Source organism: Streptomyces sp. NPDC043870 (assembly GCF_056435785.1).
In genome coordinates, this window is record NZ_JBWKDT010000022.1 from 1 (window position 1) to 18,228 (window position 18,228).

The window sequence follows — 18,228 nt, forward strand, 5'->3', positions numbered from 1 at the left end:
GAGCGGGGAGATATCCGGCCGTACGTGGGGAATTCCGTGGCCGTCAGTGGGGCGGTAAGTGGCCGCCTATGGGGAGCTTTTCACGGCCGCCGTCACACAGCTGCTTGGCGGCCGTGGGCGAGCCGAGCGCAGCTGCCGTTGCCAGGCGCGCTTTGGCCATCAACACTGACGAGCCTGTCGCCATGCTCGTACTCGCCGCGGAGACTGCTGACAGCGAGCTCCGAGAACGCGCTCTGGCGATGAGCCCGGAACCTATGCGCGTCCGGTCGCAGGTGACATCAGAGGCGGGATCTGTTCCGCCTCCCGAGCCTGGCGAGCTCGGTCAGTTCGACTACTTCGTTCTTGAGGTTGAGCTCGTCGTGACCAACAACGGGGAAACGGTTCCCCGGCTGGTGGTGCTGCGCGATGTTGATCAGGTCCGCAGGTTCGACGTCTGCAAATGGAACATCACTGAAGTGCTGGCCCACCAGTACCAAGGCGGGATCCTGGTCGCCAAACACCGCAAGTCCCGGCTGTCCGGCAAGAACCTTGGCCAGGTGGTCAGTGACTGGCAGGCGAGCCGAACTCCGGTACTGGGCGGCCGCCCTCTTCCAGTCGGTCACCCGGTGCGCCACAAGGGGGAGACACTTTCCTACGGGATCAACGGTGCATGGATACCGGATTAGGTCAGTGATCGTACGAGGTCAGCGAGTGTGCCAGATTGCGGCGGTCAGCGAGTACTGGCTGCAAGACGCGGGCGATGACGCCGCAAGGTGTGCGTCCTCGATGCAGTTCGAGGTCGAGCTGTCCCTTGAAGGTCTCGTTGACCGACTCGGTGACCTGCCGCAACGGCGTGAACAGGGATCCGCCGGGAGCAGCCGCATTCCACGGGTGCGGAGTCCACGATCCGTACGTCATCGCTTCACGCCGAGGTGCTGGTAACGAAGATCCGGGTGACCAGGCGGAGCAGGTCGGCGGCCTTGTGCAGCCGCTCGTTGCATCCGGCTTGCTGCGGAACGTACGGGAAGAGATGCCGCAGGTGGGCCCGGGCACGCCGGAGCCACCTGGCCTCGGAGGTGAACCCGTGGCAGAACAACACCCTCAGCAGCAGCTTCCTCGATGCTTGGCGGTCAGTTGCTGCGTCGACCGGCAGAAGAACCGCGTACCCCATTCGGCCTACACGGGTGGCCGGTGGTCACGAATCACGGTGTTCTGACTGCGCGACCCGCGTTTGAGAGCGGATACGCGGCGGGGTGAGCCGCGCCTCAGGCAGACGGCCAGTCCGTGCAGGTCAACTTCGAGAAGTGGAGAGAGCAATGGACTACAACAAGGGCGATCGGGTGCAGTACCAGGGGCAGGACAACCAAAAGCACACGGGCCAGATCCAGCGAGTCCAGGGCCAGTCACCCCAGGTGAAGTACACCGTTCGCGACGAGAAGACGAACAGGGAAGAGCAGGTCGAGGAGCGGCAGATCGACCGGCTGCTCTGACAACGCGACTTCGAGTCGCCCACCCGCGAGGGTGGGCGACTCGGTGGTGAGTGCTTAGTCCTGCAGGTCCTCCGATTGCGGTTCCCAACCTGGTGTCGTCCACGCCCGGCGGCGTCCCTCCGCCGTCGTGCGTGGACGGGCGTAGGAACTCCTCGGCGTCCCGCCCGTCCACGCTCAGAAGAGCCGCTTGTTACTTCGGGATGCCCCTTGCCGGGACACCCGGGGCTGTTGTTTCGAGGGACCTGTGGGGCCGCTCCTCGTGAGGACGATGCGGTCGTTTGATGGTCACGGTCACTGGTTCGCTCTGGGCGATGGCGCCTGTCGGGTTGGTGGCGATGGCGATGAAGGTGTGCTTACCACTTGTCCTCGTCGTTCGCCCCGTGCATCTCCAGCTGCCAGCATCGTCAACGGCAGCCGAACAGATCTGCCTCTGGCCTTCAGCGACGGTGATGGTGTCGCCGACTCCACCAGTACCAGTGAATGCCAACACGCAGCCGTCTCCTCCGCTCCGGTTGTCGGCCGCGTGCCCGTGCTTGCTGCACCGCCGGATTGTGCTGCCGTCGGCGGGTGTCGTGATCACTGGTGCGGTGGGATGGGTGGTGTCGATGGTGATGGTGATGGGCTGGCCCTGGGTGGTGTTGCCTGCCGCGTCGGTGGCACTGGGAGCGATGGTGTGTTGACCGTCCGTCAGAGCGGTGGCCGGCGTGCAGGACCAGCTCCCGGCCGCGTCCACCGTCGCGGTACAGACCGGATTACCCGCATCCGTCAGCGTCACCGTGCTCCCAGGCTCGCCAGTCCCGGCGAAAGCCGCGGTGCTGTCGGTCAGCGTACTGCCGTCGACAGGCGTGGTGATCACCGGAGCAGCAGGACCGGTGGTATTGAGCCACACCGACACCGAGGCACCGGTGTTGGCGGTGGTCAGGTCGAGGTCCCCGTCACCATCCAGATCACCCACAGCCACCCACTCCGGCCCGCCCCCGGCGGGGTAGTCGACGTGGGGCGCGAAGCTCGGGGCCGCGGCCCGTGCCGCCCCAGTCGGGGGGAACAACCCCAGGGCCAGACCTGTCATCAGGGCCACCGTCAGGGCCCATGCGCCCCGTGCGGCTTGTCACTGCACTGTCCTGGTCACACGCTCTGACATCGTCATCTCTCCGTTTCCTGACGCGCCGACACGGTCCTCGTGACGAAGGCGGCATCCCGAGCTTGCCAACGCCGCACGGCGCCCCTGCCCCACATCCGTCCAACGCGAGCCGAGAGCACCCGATGAGCCCAGTGCCAGGCGCAACGAGCTGAGCATGTTCGCCGGCTCTGTCGCTGATCTTGTGACGATCAGGTCCGTTCTGTCGCTCACGAGCAAATCTGAGGAAAGCTCGGTTGCTGAGCCATACTCATCCCGTGCGTACAGGCGGATTTCCTCAACTGGGGCTTCGGTGTGCTGTCTGGATCGGTGCAGTCCTCACCGCTCCGCTGCTGCTGGTGGGCGGCGGACCAGCATTCGACAGGTTCTTGCGCCATCTGAACAGCTGAATCCGCTCCTCGGCAGAATGCGGGTTCGCAGGAGTTCGAGCTTGGCCCGGGTCGTAGCCAGCACGCTTGAGGAGCTTGACCGAGTCACCTGGCCTTCGACCTGGCCGGAACTCCACGTACTCGACAGGCCGGCGACGACCGCGTCCCGGTCGGGGAGGAGTCCGTCAGCGAATTGCCGCAGGGCAGGTAGATCGTGTTGTCACACGTCCTCGATTCCACCCGTGAAGGGCTTCGCCACGACACTCATGCATGAGCGAGCCGAAGGCTCGGACATGGCCGACTGCGGCGTTCAGTTCGGGGCAGACCGTCCGGACTCCTTCAATCCGACGGCCTCTTCCGGACGAAGATTCTCGCAGCGGCTCGTGATCCACCGTAGGGCTCGCCTGGGTTTCGGCAGTGCTGGCGGCAGTGGTGCCGCTGCGGTCGGGGTTGTCCTCGTTCTGGTCTCCACCTTCGCAGGGGTCCTGCCGAGTGCGAGAACACCCTCACGACCGCACCATCCGCGAGGCCACCTTGGAGGGCCTGGACGCCGACGCCCGCAAGGGCAAGCACGGCGGCCGTCCCACCGTCGTCACCGACGGCAGGATCCACACCGTCCTGCGCCGCAAGGCCGCCGGCGAGTCGGTGGAATCCATCCGCTCGGAAAATGCGAGACACGGCTCGGGCGGCTCAGCCAGTCTGAAGAGATGATCACGCAGGAGGTCTCGTGAGCGACGACGAGAAGTCCCGCCTCGGCGAGTTCAGCGCCCGGCTCGAGAGCGACGACATCGACGTCGTCCGCGGGGCTCTGGACGATTACCAGTCGGCACAGGCGGACACCAGGTGGGGTGTGGACAACCGCTACTGGCCGCTGGCCAACGAGGTGCGCTTCGCCGCCCGAGACCTCCTCGGGCAACCTCCGGCCGGCCGCAGCCACGCGAGCGCTCTCGCCGTGATGTTGCATCTCGCCGAGGAGGAGGACGCGGACTTGATCGCCGAGGCCCTCGAAGGCGCCCCGGACGCCGAGGTGCGGGAGATGGCGCTTCTCGCGGCCGGCACCGCCCTCGCGGCAGGCGAGGAGCCGAACCGGCGGCTGCTGGCGCTGATCGCCGTCATGGTGCTGGACGAGGGCCTCGATGTGCGGGATCGCAAGGACGCCATGCACGCCCTGGACGATCTCGATCTCCCGGAGATCGAAGACCTCATCGTCCGTCTCAGTGAGTCGTCCGAACTGGCACTCCAGGTGTACGCGGCGGGTTGTCTCGCGACACCCCTGCGGCTCCGCGTCCACCGCGACCGCATCAGGCGGCTCGCGGAGTCCTGGCCGGAGGACGCGGGTCAGGAGGCCGAGTACATTCGTCGCGAAGCGCTCGCGGGCTTCCACAGCACCTACTGGAAAGACACCGAACTGGACGATCCGGTACTCCGGAAGGCCCATGACGAGCTGAGGTTCCCGCTCAGCGACGAGGGATGCCTGCAAGCATTCACCACCCTGCTCCGCAGCGAGGAACCGGGCGCCGTGGGCATCGCGCTCGACCATTACGAGTCCTCGGAGGGGCTGCGTCGGGTCCTGGAGGACGAGGAACGTGCCGAGGCCTACCTGCCCGAGGTGCTGGCCCGCGCTCGTGAGGTGCTCCGGCGGCCGATGTCTCCCGCCGAGGTGAGCGCCCTGAACATGATCGGGGCGCGGCACGCCGAGCCCGGCGACGCCGACCTCCTGCTGGACGTTCTCACGCGCACGGACTCGGACGCGGTGCGCAAGGAGGCCATATGGATGGCCTATGGCGTGCTCGACGAGGCCGAGGTGAAGGACGAGAGGCTCGTCGCCGCCCTGGGCGACCTGATCTTCGACCCGTCCGTCGGCTTCTACATCACGAAGGAGACGGCGATCCGCGTCCTGGCCAACAGCCTCGGCGCGGACGCGGACGCCATTCTCCTCCGGGCGCTCCGCGAGGGTGAGCCGAAGGTGCAGGCCCACGCGTCCTATTTCCTGGTCAGGACGGGAGGCCTGGACCGGCACCGTGCCATCCTGGAGGAGGTCGCCGAGAGCTGGGACGACCGGCCTCCCCAGCATCCCTGGGGCGAGGACCCCATTGAGCTGATCTTCGGCAAGCCGCACAGCGTCCACTGGGAAGGACACCGGCTGGCGGACCCGGACCTGTACCGCGCCCACAAGAGGCTGAGGGCGCCCACAGTGGACGAGTCGTATCACCAGGCGCTTCGCACGCTGCTCGAAAGCGACGACCAGGCGGCCGTGGGCATCGCCCTCGACCACTGGTGGAGTCCCGACGGCGCCGTGAAGCGCGGCGGCGAGGAAGCACGTGAACCGGAGCGGGCACGCGTCCTCGATCGCATCCGGGAGGTGCTGCGGCAGCCTCCCTCACCGGCCGAGCTCAGCCCCACGTACGGGCCCGAGGCCAAGCACCTCACCGCGCTGTCGGCCCTGGACGTCGTGGCAGCGGAAGAGCCGTCCCTGCTGGCCGAGGTCATGGAGTCCGCAGCGAGCGATCACGTTCGCGAGCGGGCTCTCGATGCGGTAGAAGCCGTGTTCAAGGACGCGGAGGAGGCTGACCTACGGCTCGTCGAGGCGCTCGGGAATGTCGCCTGCGACGAGAACGTGCCGTTGAATGACCGCGTCAGGGCACTGAAACTGCTGGACGAGTCTCCGGGGACCAACTCCGTGGAGGCGCTCGTCCGGGCGACGCGCTGCCCTGAGGTAGAGGTTCAGGCCGCTGCGGCATGGGGGCTCATGTGGGAAGAGGTCATCGAGGACCATCGCGCCATGCTTGAGGAGCTGAGCGCGAGCTGGCCCGTGGAGAACGCCCCGTGGGAGATCACGCGGGTGCGGGACATGCTCAACGCCGCCAAGGAGTGAGGCGGGCCGCGCGTGTGTGCAGGTAGCGCATGGCGCGGGAAACTCGTGGTGAGGCTCGCCGCCTTGAGGGTACTCGTCGCGGGCGGCGGGCTCGCCCGACAACTCCAGAAGGTGGTCGAGGACGGCGTGGAGCCGGTGGCCGGACCCGAGGCCTCGTCCGGGAGGACCGTGAGGTTCAGGTCCTCTCCCTCCGCCACCGCCGACGGGGTGCCGTCCGGTCGCGGCTGCCCGAACGGGGCGGTGGCGGTGGGCGTTCCGTCGGGGGCGTACTGGGTGATCATCTGGTAGCCGAAGTTCTGCTCGGCCGGGTCCGTCGAGGCCACGCCCTCCGCGCGGTCGCGCCGTGCCCCGGACAGCACGTACGTGTCACCGGTCGGCGTTGCCACGACGTGGTGCGTCATGAAGGCCCACCTGTCGGAACCAACTGCCGCTTTCGGGCCGGAGTCTCGTTCCGGCCCGCACGTACTGACAGGTGTAAGGCTGTACGTACAGTTGTGTTCGGCGGGCTCTGTCGTAAGGGCCGCACGGAAGACAGGAAGAACCGGATGACGGACATCACCGCGGCCGAATGGTGGGAGTTGCTGCCGAGCGGCATCCGCGAACAGGTCGACGGCTACGTCCTTCAGGACGCCCGGTTCCAAGCGATCCGCATCGTTTTCGAAGCTGGCCGTGCCTGCGGTCTGGGTCTCAACGACGCCCAACTTGCTGTCCACGACCGTTACCTCCACCACGGCGACAGGATCGCCCGCACACCCGACAGCCCGCTCGACCTGGAGTCCCTGGCCGCTCGTGCTGCCGGCGCCCCCGGTCGCGTCATGGCGATCGAGGCCGTCTGGGACGGCGACACCGTCCACGACTGGTTCGTGAACCTGCTGGCCGTCACCGCTGATCCCGTGGGCGAGTATCCGCTGGCCACCATCTACTGGGGCACGGCCGTGCGGCACCTCGGTGACGAGGACCTCGGCCGGCTCCACCCGTCAGCGGCCGCGGCCGACAGAGCCGGCAGAGCCCTCGCTGCCCATCTCTCCGTCCCTTTCCACTTCGCGAGCCCGGACGACCCGGACGACGAGGCACCCCGCTGGCGGCCTTGAACGACGAGATTGGGCTGTCTCCCGGGATCAGCGTGCTGACCAGAAAGGGAAACGTCCTGGGCCAGGGCGTGCTGATGCCTGGCGGCGAGCGCCCTCAAGCCCGGGTCACCGAACGTGATGCGCATGGCGTGGGAAGGCGACGGATTCAACAACGGGAGCGTCGTTGTTCGCGAGGGCCCGCGCGGTGCAGGACCAGGCATGAACAGCTGCTTCGTTTCTCCTGTTCGACTGTTCTGCCCGGTCGGGTGATCGCTGGGCTGCGGCTGTGGTGAGGCTCCGTGAAGGTGCGGCCATCAAGTGCCCGTGATCCGTACAAGGCTCGGGGCTGATTTCCGGTTACCAGGACAGTCTCTGCTCACAGTACGGCTGCGGATCGGTGACCCAGCCGGCAGCCAGGACGAGACGTGAAAGGCGGTGCACGGCGAGGAAGCCGAAGGGGCGATCGAAGGTCGCGTACACCTCGGTGGTGACGTACTTCTCCTCAGGAAGCCGGGCGCTGCCTGCCGCCGCCTCCAGTGCGGTCACCACTGCGGCTTTGAAGCCCTTGTCGGTGAAGGCCGCGGTCGCAGCCTGTCTGGCGGAGCCGATCGCCGTCGGCCGATCGCTGATGCCGGGAAAGTGCCCTGCGGACCGGTCGGTCGCAGAGCGCAGTCCGAAGAGGTCGGCACGGTCCGTCAGGTCGTGTTCGGCAAAGAGGTCGAAGGCAACGGTGTTGACATGGAGCTTCGGCGGGGCGGGGCGGAAGTGGCGCACCTCGCACACGGTCACGCCAGGTCCAGCCGCTCCGTACGGGAGTTGGTCGCCCGGCACGACCTGGTGCCGCCCGGCGAGGATGTTGACGCCCGCGCTCAGTACCTGGCCTGCGGACATGCCCGCCTCACCGAGGAGCAGATGCACGTCCATGCCGGCAGTGCCCACCACTCTGAGGTCGGTGATCTGCCCGGCGGGGGTGTCCGCCACGCCGACGCGGTCGAGCAGTGAGGTGGTGCGCTGCAGTCCGGCCAGTTCCCGGTCTTTCCACGGGCCCGATCGGGGGCGGGCGAAGTCGGCAGTGAAGGGGCGTATCCACTCCGTCTCCAGGACGAGCGCGCTCGCCAGCACCAACTCGGTGTCCTTGCTCAGGTCGACCGGCAACTGATTGATCTGCCCGCCGGTCCGCTCGGCCGCCCATGCGTTGAGCGCCCTCTGATCAGACCTGAGCCACCCGGTCAGGTTTCGGTGGGCATGTGGCGGCAGCCCCGCGGCCCATTCGTTGCGTACCTTCAGCTTCCGGCTGGTCCACAGGCCCAGCGCCGCATCCACTCCGCGTAGCCCGTCAAGTGCGACGAGGAACTGGCGTGCTGCGTGTGCAGCACGCTCTGCGGGCAGTCCGACAACCTCCGTCAACTGGTCTCGCGTCGAGCCGCTCGCGCCGTCGGCAAGGAAGGCGAGCAGCGGCCACACGCCGGCGGCGGAGAGAACCGTGTCGCTCACGGCAGTCTCCACCCACCGTGCCGTCAGTCCGTTGACCGCGTCGACCGTCTGGTCAACTGCCTGAATGTTCGGATTCGTTACTCGCATTCGCCCCCCATTCGAACCGTGCTTCGCAACAGACCTTAGTGCTGTGCCTGCGAGGCACAGCCTGCGCCGTGCACGTCCGCGGACCGGTCGCCAAATGACACCGGGACCGGTCAGCCCAGCCAGATGACGGCGATGACGAACAGGCGCTGGGCGTAGAGGAGGACCGGGCAGGCCGCGGAGCGCGAAGGGCGCGCCGCCGGCGCCCCTACACGGAGCGGCCTTGTCGGCGCAGTCCGGGCCGGTAGGCCGCCGGGCGGCCCGGCCTGAGCCGCCAGTGCGGATGCGTCAGCAGCTCGCCGGTGAGCGCGTACTGGCGCCGGCACAGGGGCGTGCAGCCGACGGAATGTGTCGCGGCGAGGGCGGTCGAGGGCTACCCCATGACAGCGGGTGGCCGTTGAACCGGCCGGACACACCAGGGACGCAAAGGGACCCCAGGACGCTCGCTCCCGGGGTCCCCTGCTGCCGGCCGGCCGCCAGGGCCGACTCCCCTGCAACGCGCCGGCGCAACACAGGTTCCGGACGAACAGAACCAGTCGTGTGCTGCGATTCTCCGAGAGGCTGGGGAGATGGTTCCGGGAGTCTTCCGCGTGCCTCCCCTCGCCGGGGAGACGACGTTCGCTTCCTGTGCCGGATCGTGGCCCACGACGGGTTGCCACCAAGACTGTGCTGACCTGCTGGCAGCGGCGCAACCACGGGCTGCGGCATGACGGCGGGCCACGACATGCGGAGGGGGAAGATGCTGCTGGATGCGCCAAGTCGCCGCGGCCCGTGGACTCGGGACACGCCCCGGCCCCGACCGTCGGTCGGTCACGCGTCGCACCCTGGACCGTGGCGTCAGCCGGCCTGGGTCACCACCTGTGGGCCACATCCACGATCAGTTTGTCGCCGGACTGGAGCACCCGGAACGGCAGCCTGGCCCGAACACCGAGCCCGACCTGCGTCTGTCCCTCGAAGCTCGCACCGAACTTGGTGTCCTTGAACGCCTTGTATCCGGTGACGTCCACGCGCGGCAGCGGCCTCCCGGCCCGCCCTGCGTACGTCTGGTGGAGCGTTGCCGGGTGGTAGCTGGGTGCGGAGATGTAGATCTGGAGAATGGCGCCCCCACGGACCGGGATGGGGTCGCCGGAGCCGTCCTGGTGGAAGGCGTCGACATAGCCGACGTGGTAGCCGAGCCTGCCCGTGGCCCCACTGACGTCGAAGACCATGCGGTCGTAGCACGTGCTCTGACTCGTGGTGACGTTCCTCAGCGGCTTCGCGTCCACGTCCGTGGCCGACTTGACGCCACTCCCCCAGGCGGTCGAGCACACGGTGGGCGACGCCGCCGACTCCACCCGCTGCTGTGCAGCGCCGGCCGTCCCCACCGCGCTCACCAGCCCCGCTCCCGCCAGCACGAGCGCCGCGCCCGTTGCCCACAACCGTTTCATGACCTACTCCCGACATTGACGACGTACAGCTACACGCAGCAAGACGGACGGGCAGCGCGAGAGGTGCACTATTCCCGGCTTTCAGCCACCGACACCACCAAGAATGTCGTGAAGGCACGGAGGTAGACCCATCAAGCCACGCACCGATCCGACGAGGACGGTGCAGCCGAATACGTCGCAGGACCCTCGCCGGCACCCGGGCACGAGCCGAGGAGCCCGCCAGGACCGGCCGACGCTGCCGCTGACTGCCTCGACGGCCAGCCGCCCTGACGGACGGCGGGCCGTCCCGTTCTCAAACGATCTGGCACGAGCTCAACCCTGTGAAGTTACGCGTCTCGGTCGGCTTCCTCAGCTGCACGCTCCAGTCGGCTTCGATAGTTCTCCCACCATGCTGAGTCGCCCGGGGCCATGCTGTCGTTGCCCTTGTTCATCCCCACGGCACCGTCTATGAGTTCCCGGATGATGTCGGCGTGTCCGGCGTGCCGTTGCGTATCAGCAATCACGCGTACCACGGCATGATGCAACGTCACCTCGTCCCTTCCGCTGGGCCACCACGGCACCTTTCCGGTCGTCTCCAGCGCCAGCGCGTCGATCGTCGCGTCCGCGTGCGCCCACGCCCGGCGGTAGAGCTCGACGATGTACTCGCGTGACTCATCGGCAGTGGCCCACATGTCCGCGTTGGACTCAGCACCGTCTTCGAGCCAGGGCAACGGCTCGCCGGACGGCCGTCCGAAGGTGTCGCCGAGGTAGCCCAGCTCCACACTGGCCGCGTGTTTGACCAAGCCCAGGAGGTTGGTGCCGGTCGGCGTCAGCGGGCGGCGGATGTCGTACTCCGAGAGGCCTTCGAGCTTCCACAGCAGGGCATCGCGGGCGGACTGCAGGTAGAAGTGAAGGTCAGCCTTGGGATCTGATGCGGTCATGGGGCCAGTCTGCCGCGCACGTGATCTGTGTCCACCGCCTTTCCATTGCTCGAGGCGAACCAGATCTGAACGCAACGAGCGAACCTGATACGTACGGTCGTTTCGCTTCGAAGTTCGCGGACCGGTTGATCACCAACTGCGTTCGCAGTCCATCGACAAACGGTGTTCCTGGAGCGTGTCTCTTTGATGGGTTGGTCGGTTGATCGGATGTGCCTGTCCGATTAGTGATCACTGATGCGATGTGGGCGCAGATCGAGCCGTTGATGCCGGCCCATCCCCCTCATGGCCGGCGGTGGCCGACCGACCATCGACGCACGCTGGAAGCCATCGCGTGGAAGTACCGCACCTGTTCGCCGTGGCGGGACCAGCGCGACGAGCCCGGCTCGTTCAAGACTGCGCACAAGCGTCTGCTGCGGTGGGCGGTCGACCGCACCTGGGAGCGGATCTTCGCAGAGGTTCCGGGCGCAGCAGACTCCGAGGATGACATCAGCTGAACCGCTTCGGTCGACTCCGCGGTCTGCCGGGCCCATCAACAGGCAGCTGGTGCCCGGAAAGGGAGCTGTCGAGCGGGCCGAACCTGCCGATCACGGTCGCGGGCGGTCCCGTGGCAGGCTGAGCACGAAGGTTCATCTGGCCTGCGACGGGCAGGCCCGCCCTCTGGCGGTCCTGGTCACGGCCGGGCAGGCCGGAGGCGCACCGGCCTTCGAGGCGGCGAAGGCCGCCATCCGCTTGCCCGGGCCGGGGCCGGGCGACCGCGGACGCGGCCCGCGACGATGATCGCCGACCGGGCCTACTCCTCGCGAGCGATCAGATCCCACCTGCGCCGCCGGAACATTCTTCTCCGCAGGCTCATGACCGCCGATTTCACGCAGGCCAGGACCCTATGACCGTCGACACCCGCGAACATGCTCGACTGAACAGGCATGGGACCTGAGTTCTGTCTGTCCCTGGGACGCAGCCGCGCGCGGGGTTGCGCCCGGCGGCTAGCATCGGACACGACAGTTGTCACCGCTACTCAAAGAGACAGCCCCTGGACATGCACGAAGCCAGGTGCGGATTGCTGCCGCCGGCGTGTCCTTTGCCTCGGCCGTACGTGCCATGCCCCTTGCCGCGCTTGCCAGGCTTGCCGTGATCCCCCTGTTGGCGAGGGCGCGAAGCCGCTCCCGGATGTCGGCGTCGTAGGTCTTGTGGTCCTCGAGTCCGGCGGACAACGTTGGGCAGACCCGTGCCGATGTGGTCACCGAAAGCCTTCATCGCTTTGATCAGGGCTTCCAGGGCCTTGTCGGCGACAGGACCGATGGCCTCGGCGACGCCGGGCCGATGCCCAAGGAGCTCGCCGCCAAGACAGGCCCGAACAAAGGCATGTTCGGCGTCGCAGTCCTCGGGAGATGCAAAAGCTCTGACATCCCGCCCGCCCAGGAGGGGCGGAAGACAGCGGGTCGACTGCGCCCCCGCGGACAGTCCTGGCCGCGGGGCATCGCCCGAGTAGGCCAGACGTCGACAGCCAGTCGTGCGGCCGAGACCCCTCAGGCAAGTACGTGCTGATGCGCCGCGGCCAGCACGCTCAGGTCGGGATCACCGAACACGGTCCGAAGCATGTGGAAGGCAGCAACCTTGTCATCACCGAAACGGCTGACATACGCAGCGTAGGAGTCGGCGGTGACGAACTTCGGCGGAGTGGTCTTGCTGTGGAACTTGTCCGCATACATCACCAGCCTCTCCTCCTGCGTCACCGCCAGGTAATCGGCCGGCGGCAGAGGCAGCCCCTGACGCTCCACATCAAGCTTCGTCAGCCCCATCCCCGTATGGCAGGAACAGAACCGGCACAGCTCCTCAGGAAAGTCCTCATCGGCGAGGATCTCGTGCCCCAGAAGACCATGCTGCACATAATTCCGCTGATCCAGCTCTCCGTCCGCGCGATAGAGGCGATAGACGCCAATGTCATGCAACAAGCAGCCGGCCCGAACCAACTCAACGTCAACATTCAAACCCGACGAGGCAATGAGCTGCTCGGCAACACCCCAAACGATCTCGCAATGCGTAAACACAAGATCAAACGCCTCAGCAGACGGCGCATACCTCTCATGCAACCCACGGACTTCGGCCACGCTCGGAATCACCATCTCGCGACCCTAACAACCACCGGCTGCATGCACAGCAATTGACAGAATCATCAGGACCACAGCTTCTACGCAGCCATGTCGTCCTCTGCCGGACTCCCGAGTCCGTTCCCTCACAGCCGGGGGAGGATGGGCGGCGGGGAAACCATCAAAGAACGCGAGGCGGCAAGGGCGTTGGCAGAGTGGGCCGCGCGCTGACGGGGGTGTGGGGTGGCTGACCCGTCTGGCCGGGATCTCCCATCTGGCCGCGGCCGAGATCTTGGGCTGGGTCGTCGACGTGCGCCATTCGCCACCGCAGTCGCGTTCGCCGCCTACTGCGGCACCGCGCCAACAGCGAGCCAAGGCCGGGCCGTTCTGGCCGACCGGCAGTTCGTGTCCTTCGTCGCGCTCTACGGCGCCATGGGCCTGCAGTACCAGACCGTCTCCCTGCTGCTGCCGATCTGGCTCTCCGCTCACACCGATGCGCCCCGCTGGACCGTGGCGGCGGTCTACGCGGTCAACAGCGGGGTATGCGTGCTGCTCCAAAGCAGGATCGGCTCCCGGGTGGAAACACCGCGCCAGGGCGGCCGGGCGTTCCGCCTCACCGGGCTGCTCTTCTTGGTCAGTTGCCCCTTGATGGCCCTGACCGCGGACGTTCCGGCCTGGATCGCGCCGGGGCTCGCCATAGCCGCCGTCTGCGTGCACAGTCTCGGAGAGGTATGGGAGTCCTCGGCCGGCTTCGCGCTCGGCTTCGGTCTCGCCCCCGACCACGCCCAGGGGCAATACCAGGGCCTCCTCGGCATCGGCTTCGACGCCGGACAGGCCCTGGCCCCGGTGATCGTCACGGCAGCAGTCCTTGGACTCGGACACGCTGGCTGGCTGCTGCTCGGCGCGTTCTTCGCGGCTCTGGGGGCGGCAGGCCGGCTGGTGGCCGCGTGGGCGGAGCGCACCCGTCCCAGGGGCCAAGACACGGCCTGCGCTACACATGGTCGGCCAAACGAAGAGCGGCTCGATGCCGCCTAGTTTTCCGCGGGGTCTTTAGGGGGCTGAATCCCTGCCCAGCGAGCGCCAGGTCACCCGCCTGCGCCTGGCATGGAGTGGTTCGGCGAATGCAGCGCCCGGTTCGCACGAGGGGTCTCCGACGAGCTGGCCGCACTCCCCCGCACCCGGTGGGATCTGCACGAGTACCGCCACTCCTCGCTGACCCCCCTCGGCGTGCGGGGCGCGTCCCTGTTGGTGGTGATGGCGAAGTCCCGACACGAGAAGCGGGAGAACGTCCGTCGCTACTTCGAACCGTCACCAGAGGCGGTTGCCGAGCTCACGAGCCTGCTCCCGCCCGGCGGCAGCAACCGCTGGGCCGCGTTCCTTGATCCTTCTCGGGCAACGGCGGAGGCAGAGACGAGCGTCGCAGCGGCGAGGCTGCCCCAGAGGGCGGCCGGGCCGCGGGGTGCGAGAGCGGTGATGACCGCCGGGGAGACGGCGAGGCCGAAGCCCGTGGACAGCTCGAAGCGGGCGAGGGCACGTCCCAGGACATGGGCCGGAGCGAGGGCGGTGACGAGCGCGGTGGCGCTGCCGGCATAGATGATTTCGCCGATGGTGCAGACCACGGACACCGCGGCGACGGCCGGGGCACCCCAGCCGTGTCCCAGCGAGGTGGCCGCGAGGAAGCCGAGGTAGGACGCGGCGAGTACCACGCCGGCGAGAGCCAGCACGGTCCGCCGGGAGAAGCGGGACATCAGGACGGTGACCGGAACCTGCAGGGTGACCACCAGCACCGTATTGGCCACGAAGATGGCCGCCGACCACACCGGGGATGCGTGCAACTGTGTCACCAGGATCAGAGGGAGCGCGATTTCGGGGACGTTGAGGCAGAAGACGTAGACCACGTTGGCGGCCAGCAGCGCGCGCATCCGAGGTGCGGGCCCGTCGGCCCCGTCCTTGGCCGGGGCAGCGGCCGTTTGCGCGCGCAGGCGGATCGACCACGCCAGGGCCGCCGCGGCGAGATAGGCGAGCCCGGTGACGGCTGCCAGCGCCCGCAGTGCGGTGGTGCCGCCCGCCAGGGCTACGGTGGCGAGCAGCGCACCCACGCCCAGGCCGGCGTTGCGCAGGGCTCGGCCTGCCGCGAGAGCGGCGTCGCGTTCCCGGCCGTGGGCGACCGTGGCCACGAGAGCCGCGTGGGCGGCCGGCCATGCCTGGTTGCCGATGCCGAGGAAGAGCGCCGCCGTCGCGAACAGCCAGACGTGCCCAGCCGGGGTGGCCAGCAGCAGCGCCACGCCCGCCACCCGCACGAGCATCGATGCCGCCACGACCGTGCTGCGTGCGCCCCGGTCCAGCCATCGTCCCACCGCGGGCATGCACACCAGACCCACGACGACGCCGCCCGTCATGGCGATGCCGGTGACCGGCGCGGACAGCTTCAACACCGTCACCCCGTAGAGCAGCAGAAAGGGCCGCAGCAGGCCGGTGCCGAGCGCGTCCACGGCCAGGGCGACGGCATAGCGGGGGCCTCCGGAGGCACGGACGAGGGCGCGGGGCTGGATCTTGGTGGTGGTTGCCATGGCGTCAACGGTGCGTACGGCCGTCGGGCCGGCCACGTCGGTTGACGGACACCGTCAACCGACGCCGTCGCCGGCCATCCGGTCAGGGATGCTGAGGGGATGACGTTGAAGATCGACATCAGCGGCCTGCCGTCCGAGCGACTGCGGTTCGCCGCCTCCCCGCTGGCCGAGCTGACCGCGATGCTGCACGTACTGGCCGAACCCGGGCATCATCCGCAGCTCGCCGGCTGGGCCGGGGATGTCTGGGCCGGGCTGCTGCCGGAGCTGGCCGAGCGGTTGCGGGAGGCGGAGTTCCTCTGGCGTTCCTCACAAGCCGACTTCCTGCTCCCCGCCCGACCTCGGCCGACCCTCGCCGAGGAGTTGGACGACGTGGACCGGATCGACGACGAAACGTATGTGACCGCCGCGCTCGTCACCACGTGCGGCAGCAACCGGGTCCACTTCGCCGCGCCGTCGCCGCTCACCGACGCGACTGCGCGCGAGCGGGCCCTGGACCTGGCCCAGGCCCGCGGCGCGCGGCAAGAGGCCTTCGCGGAACGGCTGCTCGCGGACCCGGCCGCTGTGCGGGCCCGGGTGCGCCACACCCTCGAACAGTGCGCCGAGGCCTTCTTCGACGCCACCTGGACAGGCGTCGCCGTGCAGCTCGCCACCGACCTGCGTATGAAGAACGACCTGCTGAAGCGCCAGGGCATCGGGGCGGCACTCGCATCGGTCTCCGGCGCAGTCACCCTGGCACCGGACGGCGACTGCATTGTCGTGGACAAGCTGCAGGACAAGGCGACCGCGGCCCACGGCACCGGGGTCACCTTCATCCCCAGTGTCTTCGGCAGCCCGCACCTGGTGGTGGTCCACGCGCCCGGGTGGCAGCCGGTGGTGCAGTACCCCGTGGCCGAGCCGAGTCCATCAGAGCCGGTATCGCTGGAAACGGTCACACTGCGCCTGGAGGCACTCGCACATCCGGTACGGCTGCGGCTGCTGCGCACCCTGGCCCGCGGCCCGCACACCACCGGTGAGCTGGCCCACGCCTGGGAACTTTCGCCCCCGGAGGTTTCCCGCCACCTCGCTGTCCTGCGCCGCGCGGGCCTGCTCACGGCCCGGCGACACGGTCGTTACGTCCGTCACTCCCTCACTGTGCCCGCTCTGACGGCGCTGGGGACCGACCTGCTGGCGGCCGTACTGCGCTGAGTAGCCTCGGTCTGCCGGAACGCGGGCGACCGCCGCCTTCGCAGCATCGTCCGACTCGGCAGGCAGCCGAGCAGAACCGGCGCGACCGCCTGCTGCCCTCGGCCGGCCGGGCAGCGCACTGGCTGCACCGGCGGACGTTCCTCCTGGCCGTGCCCCGGGGTCATCCTGTCCGGCCGTGCGGACCAGGGCGGCCTGTCACTCCTGGTCGGTCGCGTCTTTGTCGCGACGCGGACGCAGACACCACCCGCAGGGCTGCGCCCCCGCGGGTGGTCAACGCCTTGCCCATCTTCGGCCAGGGCCCGCCGCATCATCGGCAGCGGTACCACCCCACTCGTACGAGGGCCCGGCTCCCGATTCCCGGCACCCGCCGCATGCTCCACGGGCGCCTCCTTCAGGGCATCCGGCTGGAGTGGCGGCAGCCCAGGGCTACGACGGGCTCGGGGCGGGCTTGTCCGCCGTCGCGGCGTCAGTCGTCCCGGACGACCGGGAAACACGCGAACGCACGGCCTGGGTGACGTTCCATGCCCCGACGAGCAGGCAGAGCAGACCCGTGCCGCCCGGTATGAGCCAGACGTCGTTCTGGCTCTCGACCGCCGTGGTCGCCGAGGGTCCGTCAACTGTGACGGCCACCGGCTCCGTCGGCTCTTCGTCGAAGGTGGTGTCGACCTCCACCTGTGCGATCCGGAAGGAACCGTCCTCGGCCTCGAAGGATCCGGAGCACGTCACACCGTCGTCGTCACGGCGGGATTCATAGATCTCGCAGTGCTCGGCCCGGAAGTGGCCGGGCGTCCCCGTCAGTTGGGTCTCCAGCCGCATCAGGCTGCCGCCGAGCAAATAGACCCCGGCACCCAAGGCCACAACAGTGGTGATGATCCGTCTCAGTCCCATTGCGTCCCGTCCCCCGCTTTCCTCGCGCCGCGCATGCAGCCGACGGGCAGCCTAACGCCCTTGATCACGGAGGCCGGATGCTGGGGTCGTCCATCACCGCGAGCACGCGTGCCCAACCGTCGGTGTGGCTGTGGAGATGCACGGTGGCGTCGGCGGGGAGGTTCCCGGCCCGGCGCCTCGCTGCGTCGATGGCCGGTCCGAGCAGGACGGAGTCGTGCCGGTCGGCGCCGGCTGAAACCAGGCCGATCGGTATCCCGCCGCTGTCGGCCAGGGTCGAACGCTGGAGGCCCTGCTTGGCGCGTCGACCGGGGAAGGCCCGGCCTTGTCGCCTTTGCATGGGGCTTCGGTGTGACAGCCGTCCACGGACAACTCGGAGAGGTCCAAGCCGATCGCTTTGTCGTAGGCAGCCAACGCGATGCGCTGCAGTTGCTGGGCCAGTCCCGGAGCGGCCCAGTGCTTGACTCGGTTACGGATGGTCCAGTCCGAGCATCCGGCGATGGCGACCTGCTCGTAGCCCCGGCGTCTTTGTGGGTGTGAAGAGACGCGGGGAACGTGTCGGGCCCAGGGGGGGGGGGGGGGGGGGGGGGGGGGGGGGGGGGGGGGGGGCGGGCGAGGGGGGGGGGGGGGGGGGGGGGGGGGGGGGGAGGAGAAGA

15 protein-coding genes and 4 pseudogenes are annotated in these 18,228 nt (G+C 68.5%); 10 read left to right on the forward strand and 9 right to left on the reverse strand.

All coding sequences use genetic code 11. The features are described 5' to 3' along the window. The first annotated feature begins 182 nt into the window (after positions 1 to 182). Positions 183 to 665 (forward strand): hypothetical protein, encoded by a 483-nt coding sequence (locus AC0699_RS24350; protein ID WP_478663821.1) that lies wholly within the window; start codon positions 183 to 185, stop codon positions 663 to 665. A gap of 18 nt (positions 666 to 683) precedes the next feature. Here the strand turns inward: AC0699_RS24350 and AC0699_RS24355 are convergent. Further along, positions 684 to 1,063 (reverse strand): annotated as a pseudogene (locus tag AC0699_RS24355) (IS982 family transposase); the annotation flags it as partial. Between the two features lie 232 nt (positions 1,064 to 1,295). On the opposite strand from AC0699_RS24355, the gene AC0699_RS24360 reads away from it, so the two are divergent. Beyond that, entirely contained in the window at positions 1,296 to 1,469 is a 174-nt protein-coding gene (locus AC0699_RS24360; protein WP_478663823.1) for a hypothetical protein, read from the forward strand. 190 nt (positions 1,470 to 1,659) lie between these two features. Here the strand turns inward: AC0699_RS24360 and AC0699_RS24365 are convergent, their stop codons facing one another. After that, a complete protein-coding gene (locus AC0699_RS24365) occupies positions 1,660 to 2,538 on the reverse strand; it encodes an Ig-like domain-containing protein (protein WP_478663826.1) in 879 nt (292 codons plus the stop codon). 929 nt (positions 2,539 to 3,467) lie between these two features. Between AC0699_RS24365 and AC0699_RS24370 the strand changes: the two genes are divergently transcribed. The 4 genes from AC0699_RS24370 to AC0699_RS24385 all read left to right on the forward strand — a co-directional run bounded on the left by AC0699_RS24370 (position 3,468) and on the right by AC0699_RS24385 (position 6,941). Beyond that, entirely contained in the window at positions 3,468 to 3,686 is a 219-nt protein-coding gene (locus AC0699_RS24370) for a hypothetical protein (protein WP_478663829.1), read from the forward strand. 16 nt (positions 3,687 to 3,702) lie between these two features. Further along, positions 3,703 to 5,850, forward strand: coding sequence for a hypothetical protein (locus AC0699_RS24375; protein WP_478663832.1), 2,148 nt, complete (start codon positions 3,703 to 3,705; stop codon positions 5,848 to 5,850). Between the two features lie 63 nt (positions 5,851 to 5,913). Next, on the forward strand, positions 5,914 to 6,138 hold the full coding sequence (locus tag AC0699_RS24380) for a hypothetical protein (protein ID WP_478663836.1): 225 nt from the start codon (positions 5,914 to 5,916) through the stop codon (positions 6,136 to 6,138). Positions 6,139 to 6,395: 257 nt separating this feature from the next. After that, complete coding sequence (locus AC0699_RS24385) at positions 6,396 to 6,941, forward strand: hypothetical protein (protein ID WP_478663838.1); 546 nt, start codon at positions 6,396 to 6,398, stop codon at positions 6,939 to 6,941. Positions 6,942 to 7,277: 336 nt separating this feature from the next. Here AC0699_RS24385 and AC0699_RS24390 read toward each other — a convergent pair whose 3' ends face one another. The 3 genes from AC0699_RS24390 to AC0699_RS24400 all read right to left on the reverse strand — a co-directional run bounded on the left by AC0699_RS24390 (position 7,278) and on the right by AC0699_RS24400 (position 10,845). After that, a complete protein-coding gene (locus AC0699_RS24390; RefSeq protein WP_478663841.1) occupies positions 7,278 to 8,414 on the reverse strand; it encodes a serpin family protein in 1,137 nt (378 codons plus the stop codon). Between the two features lie 935 nt (positions 8,415 to 9,349). Next, the gene (locus AC0699_RS24395) at positions 9,350 to 9,925 is read right to left on the reverse strand and encodes an AMIN-like domain-containing (lipo)protein (protein ID WP_478663844.1); all 576 of its coding nucleotides are present in this window, start codon (positions 9,923 to 9,925) and stop codon (positions 9,350 to 9,352) included. A 326-nt stretch (positions 9,926 to 10,251) separates the two neighbouring features. Next, on the reverse strand, positions 10,252 to 10,845 hold the full coding sequence (locus tag AC0699_RS24400) for a DinB family protein (protein WP_478663847.1): 594 nt from the start codon (positions 10,843 to 10,845) through the stop codon (positions 10,252 to 10,254). 209 nt (positions 10,846 to 11,054) lie between these two features. On the opposite strand from AC0699_RS24400, the pseudogene AC0699_RS24405 reads away from it, so the two are divergent. After that, a pseudogene (locus AC0699_RS24405) lies at positions 11,055 to 11,681 on the forward strand (IS5 family transposase); the annotation flags it as partial. Between the two features lie 690 nt (positions 11,682 to 12,371). Here AC0699_RS24405 and AC0699_RS24410 read toward each other — a convergent pair. Then, on the reverse strand, positions 12,372 to 12,968 hold the full coding sequence (locus AC0699_RS24410; RefSeq protein WP_478663850.1) for an HD domain-containing protein: 597 nt from the start codon (positions 12,966 to 12,968) through the stop codon (positions 12,372 to 12,374). A 369-nt stretch (positions 12,969 to 13,337) separates the two neighbouring features. Here AC0699_RS24410 and AC0699_RS24415 point away from each other — a divergent pair, with 369 nt between their 5' ends. Both AC0699_RS24415 and AC0699_RS24420 read left to right on the forward strand, forming a co-directional pair. After that, complete coding sequence (locus AC0699_RS24415) at positions 13,338 to 13,967, forward strand: MFS transporter (RefSeq protein ID WP_478663852.1); 630 nt, start codon at positions 13,338 to 13,340, stop codon at positions 13,965 to 13,967. A gap of 102 nt (positions 13,968 to 14,069) precedes the next feature. Further along, positions 14,070 to 14,297: pseudogene (locus AC0699_RS24420) on the forward strand (site-specific integrase); the annotation flags it as partial. Here AC0699_RS24420 and AC0699_RS24425 read toward each other — a convergent pair. Next, positions 14,228 to 15,502 (reverse strand): MFS transporter, encoded by a 1,275-nt coding sequence (locus AC0699_RS24425; RefSeq protein WP_478663855.1) that lies wholly within the window; start codon positions 15,500 to 15,502, stop codon positions 14,228 to 14,230. The pseudogene AC0699_RS24420 and the gene AC0699_RS24425 overlap by 70 nt on opposite strands. 99 nt (positions 15,503 to 15,601) lie before the next feature. Between AC0699_RS24425 and AC0699_RS24430 the strand changes: the two genes are divergently transcribed. Further along, a complete protein-coding gene (locus tag AC0699_RS24430) occupies positions 15,602 to 16,687 on the forward strand; it encodes a DUF5937 family protein (RefSeq protein ID WP_478663857.1) in 1,086 nt (361 codons plus the stop codon). Positions 16,688 to 17,113: 426 nt separating this feature from the next. On the opposite strand, the gene AC0699_RS24435 is transcribed toward AC0699_RS24430, so the two are convergent. Together AC0699_RS24435 and AC0699_RS24440 are read right to left on the reverse strand one after the other, a co-directional pair. Beyond that, entirely contained in the window at positions 17,114 to 17,575 is a 462-nt protein-coding gene (locus tag AC0699_RS24435; protein WP_478663860.1) for a hypothetical protein, read from the reverse strand. A 115-nt stretch (positions 17,576 to 17,690) separates the two neighbouring features. Then, positions 17,691 to 18,228: pseudogene (locus AC0699_RS24440) on the reverse strand (transposase family protein); the annotation flags it as partial.

Excerpts from the sequence above, each read along its gene's own strand:
- AC0699_RS24435 (WP_478663860.1), bottom strand. The coding sequence starts at position 17,575 with ATGGGACTGAGACGGATCATCACCACTGTTGTGGCCTTGGGTGCCGGG.
- AC0699_RS24360 (WP_478663823.1), top strand. The coding sequence starts at position 1,296 with ATGGACTACAACAAGGGCGATCGGGTGCAGTACCAGGGGCAGGACAAC.
- AC0699_RS24395 (WP_478663844.1), bottom strand. The coding sequence starts at position 9,925 with ATGAAACGGTTGTGGGCAACGGGCGCGGCGCTCGTGCTGGCGGGAGCG.
- AC0699_RS24430 (WP_478663857.1), top strand. The coding sequence starts at position 15,602 with ATGACGTTGAAGATCGACATCAGCGGCCTGCCGTCCGAGCGACTGCGG.
- AC0699_RS24425 (WP_478663855.1), bottom strand. The coding sequence starts at position 15,502 with ATGGCAACCACCACCAAGATCCAGCCCCGCGCCCTCGTCCGTGCCTCC.
- AC0699_RS24365 (WP_478663826.1), bottom strand. The coding sequence starts at position 2,538 with ATGACAGGTCTGGCCCTGGGGTTGTTCCCCCCGACTGGGGCGGCACGG.
- AC0699_RS24400 (WP_478663847.1), bottom strand. The coding sequence starts at position 10,845 with ATGACCGCATCAGATCCCAAGGCTGACCTTCACTTCTACCTGCAGTCC.
- AC0699_RS24410 (WP_478663850.1), bottom strand. The coding sequence starts at position 12,968 with ATGGTGATTCCGAGCGTGGCCGAAGTCCGTGGGTTGCATGAGAGGTAT.
- AC0699_RS24350 (WP_478663821.1), top strand. The coding sequence starts at position 183 with ATGCTCGTACTCGCCGCGGAGACTGCTGACAGCGAGCTCCGAGAACGC.
- AC0699_RS24385 (WP_478663838.1), top strand. The coding sequence starts at position 6,396 with ATGACGGACATCACCGCGGCCGAATGGTGGGAGTTGCTGCCGAGCGGC.